At 73.5% G+C, this 6,049-nt stretch carries 6 protein-coding genes; 4 read left to right on the forward strand and 2 right to left on the reverse strand.

What is annotated here, in order from left to right; genetic code table 11:
- The first annotated feature begins 286 nt into the window (after positions 1-286).
- Together GTW08_RS22105 and GTW08_RS22110 are read left to right on the forward strand one after the other, a co-directional pair.
- The gene (locus GTW08_RS22105; protein WP_020622832.1) at positions 287-664 is read left to right on the forward strand and encodes an OB-fold nucleic acid binding domain-containing protein; all 378 of its coding nucleotides are present in this window, start codon (positions 287-289) and stop codon (positions 662-664) included.
- Positions 665-712: 48 nt separating this feature from the next.
- Positions 713-1,492 carry a DUF3159 domain-containing protein gene (locus tag GTW08_RS22110; protein ID WP_073576991.1) on the forward strand — a complete coding sequence of 260 codons (780 nt, stop codon included), beginning with the start codon at positions 713-715 and terminating at the stop codon, positions 1,490-1,492.
- Between the two features lie 43 nt (positions 1,493-1,535).
- Here the strand turns inward: GTW08_RS22110 and GTW08_RS22115 are convergent, their stop codons facing one another.
- Together GTW08_RS22115 and GTW08_RS22120 are read right to left on the reverse strand one after the other, a co-directional pair.
- Positions 1,536-2,189 carry a potassium channel family protein gene (locus GTW08_RS22115; RefSeq protein WP_073576990.1) on the reverse strand — a complete coding sequence of 218 codons (654 nt, stop codon included), beginning with the start codon at positions 2,187-2,189 and terminating at the stop codon, positions 1,536-1,538.
- Positions 2,189-2,851 (reverse strand): potassium channel family protein, encoded by a 663-nt coding sequence (locus GTW08_RS22120; protein WP_073576989.1) that lies wholly within the window; start codon positions 2,849-2,851, stop codon positions 2,189-2,191. Before GTW08_RS22120 ends, GTW08_RS22115 begins: the two co-directional genes overlap by 1 nt.
- 140 nt (positions 2,852-2,991) lie before the next feature.
- Between GTW08_RS22120 and GTW08_RS22125 the strand changes: the two genes are divergently transcribed.
- Positions 2,992-5,073, forward strand: coding sequence for an APC family permease (locus GTW08_RS22125; protein WP_073576988.1), 2,082 nt, complete (start codon positions 2,992-2,994; stop codon positions 5,071-5,073).
- A 32-nt stretch (positions 5,074-5,105) separates the two neighbouring features.
- The coding region (locus GTW08_RS22130) for a class I SAM-dependent RNA methyltransferase (protein WP_237454065.1) at positions 5,106-6,049 on the forward strand (944 nt) is incomplete at its 3' end.

Below are 6,049 nucleotides of genomic sequence, written 5' to 3' on the forward strand. Positions count from 1 at the left end.
GGTCCCCGCGACCTCGGACGGCACCGCCGGGACTGAGCGGCAGCGCGGTGGGCGCGGGTGTCCGGTACGCCCGGCCCGCGCCTGCCCGCCGACCACCGGGCGCGGCCCGGGAACCGGTCGGCGGGGCGGTGACCGGGAGGTCAGGGCCGCCACGGGCACAAACCGGAGCGTCCGCGCGTTAGGCTCTCGGGGCCACCACGACACCCTGTCGGGTCGCCACGCGAGTGCGGGTCACCGGAGGGTCCGGTGACCCCGGGCCGGTACCGGATGCGGGCCGAGGAGAGACATGGGCAGCACGGATGGCGGAGCGTTCCGCCGGATGCTCCGCAAACTCACCAGCGACGTCGACGAGCTCGACGCGCGCGATCTCGCCGAGGACGTCGAGGAGACCGGGGCACGCCCGGCTCGCGACTGCGCCTGCGGCGAGGAGGTCACGATGCTCGGCCGGATCCGCAGCGTCGACCTCTGTCCGCAGAGCGCCGACGCCACGCTGAAGGCCGAGCTGTTCGACGGCACCGACGGTGTCACCCTGGTCTGGATGGGCCGGCGCAGCATCCCCGGTATCGAGGCCGGGCGCACCATGCGGGTCCGTGGCCGGATCTCGGTCCGCGACGGTCGCAAGGTGCTCTACAACCCGTACTACGAGATCTGCCAGGCGCAGTGACCCGCGGGACCCTCGCGGTCTGCTCCTGAGCCGACGGATCGGACCGGCTTGAACGACCACCACCACGACGCCCCGACCACCCGGATCCCGCGTGTCCCCGACGTGGACCCGCAGGACCGGACCGCGCCACTCGGCAGGCCGGTGACGGCACCGGAACACGCCGCCGGGCCCGGCCCGGACCGGACCGGCCCCGCGGCGCCACCGGCGACGGACGCGGGCGGCGAGGCTCCGACCCCCACCCTGCTCGAGCAGATGGGCGGGGTCACCGGGATCGTCGCCTCGACGATCCCGGTCGTGGTGTTCGTCGTCGCCAACATCCTCGGCGACCTGCGGACCGCGCTGTACGCCGCGATCGGCGCCGGGGCGCTGGTGCTGCTCTGGCGCCTCGTCCGGCGCGACCCGGTGATGCCGGCGATCTCCGGCCTGCTCGGCGTCGGGGTGTGCGCGCTCGTCGCGAGCCGGACCGGCGAGGCCCGCGGCTTCTACCTGCCCGGTCTGCTCTACAGCGGCGCCCTCGGGATCGTCGCACTGGTCTCGATCATCGTCCGCTGGCCGCTGGCCGGGGTGATCTGGCACAGCATCAACGGACACGGCACCGAGTGGCGCCGGGACCCCCACCTGGTCCGCGCCTACGGCTGGGCCACCGCGGTGTGGGCGACGACCTTCCTCGCGAAGGTCGTCGTGCAGGGCGGGCTGTACCTGGCCGACTCCGAGACCTGGCTGGGCGTCGCGCGGCTCGCGATGGGCTACCCGCTCACCGGGGTCGCGATCCTGGCCACGATCCTCATCGTGCGGCGCGCCGAGCGCGCCCGCACCGCGTCCGCCTGACCCGCACCGGCGCGCGACGCCCGCGCGCCGGTGCCGGGCAGGGTCACATGAGGGCGGCGCGGATGTCCTCCTCGACCGCCGTCGTCGCCACGAACAGCAGCTCGTCGCCGCCCTCCAGGGCGTCGTCGGGCTGGGGCACGATCACCCGGCCGCCGCGCAGGATCGTCACCAGCGCCGAGTCCGTCGGCAGCTCCAGCACCCGCACCGGCCGCCCGGCCAGCGGGGTGTCCTCGGGCAGCGTCACCTCGACGAGGTTCGCCTGCCCCTGGCGCAGCGTCAGCAACCGCACCAGGTCACCCACGGCGACGGCCTCCTCGACCAGCGCCGCCAGCAGCCGCGGCGTCGACACCGCGACGTCGACGCCCCAGTTCTCCCCGAACAGCCACTCGTTGCGCGGGTCGTTCACCCGTGCCACCACCCGGCGGACCCCGAACTCGGTCTTCGCCAGCAGCGAGACCACCAGATTGACCTTGTCGTCGCCGGTCGCGGCGATCACGACGTCGCAGCCCTCGATGCCGGCGTCCTCCAGCGAGGACAGCTCGCAGGCGTCGGCGTGCACCCACTCGGCCTCGGGGACGGCGTTCGGGTCGATGTGGGTCAGCTCGCGCTCGATCAGCATGACCCGGTGGTCGGACTCGACCAGCTCCAGCGCGATGGACCGCCCGACGGCGCCCGCCCCCGCGATCGCGACCCGCATCAGTCCTCCTCGGGCGGCGCCGCGGCGGCCGCCGTCACGTCGCTGACCGTGCCCGAGACCGCCGCCACGTAGACGGTGTCCTCGTGCTGCACGGTGGTGTCCTTGGTCGGCAGCACCCCGGTGCCGAACCGCACGATGAACGCGACCCGCGAGTTCGTCGCCCGCTCCAGGTCCCGGATCGGGCGCCCCACCCAGTCCTCGTGCAGCGGCAGCGGCAGGACGGCCACGGTGCCGGTCGGCTCGCGCCAGGCGGTGGCGACGCCGTCGGGCAGGAGCATGCGCAGCAGCCGGTCGGTCGTCCACGGGACGGTCGCGACCGTCGGGATGCCCAGACGCTCGTACACCGCGGCGCGCTTGGCGTCGTAGATCCGGGCGACGACCTTGCCGACGCCGTAGCTCTCGCGCGCCACCCGGGCGGCGATGATGTTGGAGTTGTCCCCGGAGGAGACGGCGGCGAACGCGTCGGCGGACTCCAGCCCGGCCTCGTCGAGGACGCTGCGGTGGAAGCCGAAACCGACGACCTGGCGCCCGCGGAAGTCCGGGCCGAGCCTGCGGAAGGCCTGCGGGTCGCGGTCGATCACCGCGACCTCGTGGCCGAGCCGCTCCAGGCCCGAGGCCAGGGACGCGCCGACGCGGCCACATCCCATGATCACGACGTGCATGGCGTCAGGGGTCCTTCCGCCGGGTGGGGGGCCCGGGATGTACGATTCGTTCCTTCTGCACGGACGGCGACGCGGACGCCGACGACGCGGAGTGAACGCTATCGCGAAGCGCACCGGAGCGGGGGCATAGGCTGCGCCCCGTGTCCAAGCTCGCCGTCGCTCTCAAGCGGCTCGTGGTCGGACGACCGCAGCGCAGCGACCGCCTGACCAGCACCCTGCTCCCGAAGCGGATCGCCCTCCCCGTGTTCGCCTCCGACGCCATGTCGTCGGTCGCCTACGCCCCCGAGGAGATCTTCCTGACCCTGTCGGTCGCCGGTGTCGCCTCGTACGCGATGTCGCCGTGGATCGGTCTCGCCGTCGTCGTCGTCCTGCTGACGGTCGTGGCCAGCTACCGGCAGAACGTCCGCGCCTATCCCTCCGGCGGGGGCGACTACGAGGTCGCGACGGTGAACCTCGGCAAGAACGCCGGACTGACCGTCGCCAGCGCCCTGCTCGTCGACTACACCCTCACCGTCGCCGTCTCGATCTCCGCGGCCGCGGCCAACATCGGTGCGCTGGTGCCGTTCGTCGCCGAGCACAAGGTGCTGTTCGCGGTCTCGGCGATCGTCGTGCTCACCGCGATCAACCTGCGCGGCATCCGCGAGTCCGGCGCGGCCTTCGCGATCCCGGTCTACGCCTTCGTCATCGGCGTCGCGACGATGATCATCTGGGGCCTGACCCGGGTGCTGATCCTCGGCGACTCCGTGCGGGCGGAGAGTGCCGACCTGCGCCTGGTCGCCGAGGGCGACGCGTTCACCGGCCTGGCGCTCGTGCTGCTCGTGCTGCGCAGCTTCACCCAGGGCGCCGCCGCGCTGACCGGTGTCGAGGCGATCTCCAACGGCGTGCCCGCCTTCCGCAAGCCGAAGTCGAGGAACGCGGCCACCACGCTGCTGCTGCTCGGCGTGATGTCGGTGTCGCTGTTCATGGGGCTGATCGCCCTGGCCCAGCTCACCCACGTCCAGATCGCCGAGGACCCGGCGCGCCAGTTCCCCGACGCGCCGCCCGGCTACGAGCAGCACACCATGATCGCCCAGCTCGCCGACGCCGTGTTCGACAACTTCCCGCCGGGCTACTTCTTCGTCATCGTCATGACGGCACTGATCCTGGTCCTCGCCGCGAACACCGCGTTCAACGGCTTCCCGGTGCTGGGCTCGATCCTGTCCCAGGACCGCTACCTGCCCCGTCAGCTGCACACCCGCGGCGACCGGCTCGCGTTCTCCAACGGCATCGTCGCGCTCGCGCTGTTCGCGATCCTGCTGGTCGTCGGGTTCCAGGCCGAGGTCACCCGGCTCATCCCGCTCTACACCGTCGGCGTGTTCGTGTCGTTCACGCTGTCCCAGGCCGGGATGGTCCGGCACTGGAACCGGGAGCTCGCGCTGGACCCCTCGGCGTCCGAACGCCGCCGGATGCGCCGCGCCCAGTCGATCAACGGGTTCGGTGCCTGCATGACCGGCGTCGTACTGGTCACGGTGCTCGTCACGAAGTTCGCCCTCGGCGCCTGGATCGCGATCGTCGCGATGGGCGGGTTCTTCGTGCTGATGCGGATGATCCAGCTCCACTACGACCGGGTCGCCGCCGCGCTGGTCGCCGACGAGTCCGACGACGTCCTGCCCTCGCGCAACCACGCCGTCGTCCTGGTCTCGACGCTGCACAAGCCGACCCTGCGGGCGCTGGCCTACGCCCGCGCGACCCGCCCGGACATCCTCGAGGCGGTCACCGTCAACGTCGACGACTCCGAGACCAAGAAGCTCGTCGAGCAGTGGCACAAGCGGAACCTGCCGGTCCCGCTGAAGGTCGTCGAGTCGCCCTACCGGGAGATCACCCGGCCCGTGCTGGACTACGTCAAGCGCATCCGCACCGACTCCCCGCGCAACGTCGTCACCGTCTACATCCCGGAGTACGTCGTCGGACACTGGTGGGAGCAGGTGCTGCACAACCAGAGCGCGCTGCGGCTCAAGACGCGGCTGCTGTTCCAGCCGGGGGTGATGGTGACCAGCGTGCCGTGGCAGCTGCCGTCGTCGTCGCGCACACGGGCGCTGTCGCCGCTGCAGGCGCCGGGAGCTTCCCGGCGCGGCTACCCGGGCATGGAGCAGCTGCCCGGCGAACGCCGCGACGGCGCGGGCGTCGGGACGGGTGGCGGCACCCCGTCCGCACCCCGGGTGACGAAGAAGGAGAACCGGTGAACGCCGACACGGCGACCGACTGGACCGACCGCATGCTGGAGCTGCGGGTCGGCCCCGTCGCGCACGGCGGCCACTGCGTGGCCCGCGACGGGGACGGTGGCCGGGTCGTGTTCGTCCGGCACGCACTGCCCGGTGAGCTGGTCCGTGCAGTGGTCACCGACGACCCGGGCGGGGCGTTCTGCCGCGCCGACGCCGTCGCCGTGCTGGAGGCGTCCCCGGACCGGGTCGAGCCCGCCTGCCCGTGGGCCGGTCCCGGGGGCTGCGGCGGCTGCGACTTCCAGCACACCGACCACGCCACCCAGCGCGCCCTGAAGACGACGGTCCTGCGCGAGCAGCTGGAGCGCCTCGGCGCCGGCGCCGCGGTCGTCGCCACCGCCGACCTCGCCGCCGTCGAGGTCGAGGAGCTCCCCGGCGGTCCGCTCGGCTGGCGCACCCGGGTGCGGCTGGCCGTCGACGACGACGGCGTCCCCGGCCTGCGCGCCCACCGCAGCCACGACGTGTGCGAGATCGGCGACTGCCCGCTCGTCCCGGCCGGCGCGCTGCCGCCGGTGCTGGAGCGCCGCTTCCGGCCCGACTCCGAGCTCGACGTCACCGTCGTCGGCGACGGCGCCGCCCGGGTCGGCTCCGGCGCGACCGTGCACGCCGCGGACCGCACCTGGGAGCTGTCGGCCGGCACGTTCTGGCAGGTCCACCCGGCGCTGCCGGACACCCTCGCGTCCGTCGTGCGCGACTGGGCCGACGCCCCCACCGGTGGCGTCGCCTGGGACCTCTACGGCGGCGTCGGGCTGCTCGGCTCGGTCCTCGCCGACCAGGTGGGGGAGTCGGGGACCGTGCTGGTCGTCGAGTCCGCCGCGTCCGCGGTCGCCGACGGCGCCTCCGCGCTCGCCGACCTGCCGCAGGTCCAGTTCGTCCGCGGCCGCGCCGAGCGCGAGATCAGCCGGCTCGGCCCCGACCCCGACGTCGTGGTCACCGACCC

The organism is Pseudonocardia sp. SID8383 (assembly GCF_009864975.1).
Lineage (GTDB): Bacteria > Actinomycetota > Actinomycetes > Mycobacteriales > Pseudonocardiaceae > Pseudonocardia > Pseudonocardia alni.

Excerpts from the sequence above, each read along its gene's own strand:
- GTW08_RS22105 (WP_020622832.1), top strand. The coding sequence starts at position 287 with ATGGGCAGCACGGATGGCGGAGCGTTCCGCCGGATGCTCCGCAAACTC.
- GTW08_RS22115 (WP_073576990.1), bottom strand. The coding sequence starts at position 2,189 with ATGCGGGTCGCGATCGCGGGGGCGGGCGCCGTCGGGCGGTCCATCGCG.
- GTW08_RS22120 (WP_073576989.1), bottom strand. The coding sequence starts at position 2,851 with ATGCACGTCGTGATCATGGGATGTGGCCGCGTCGGCGCGTCCCTGGCC.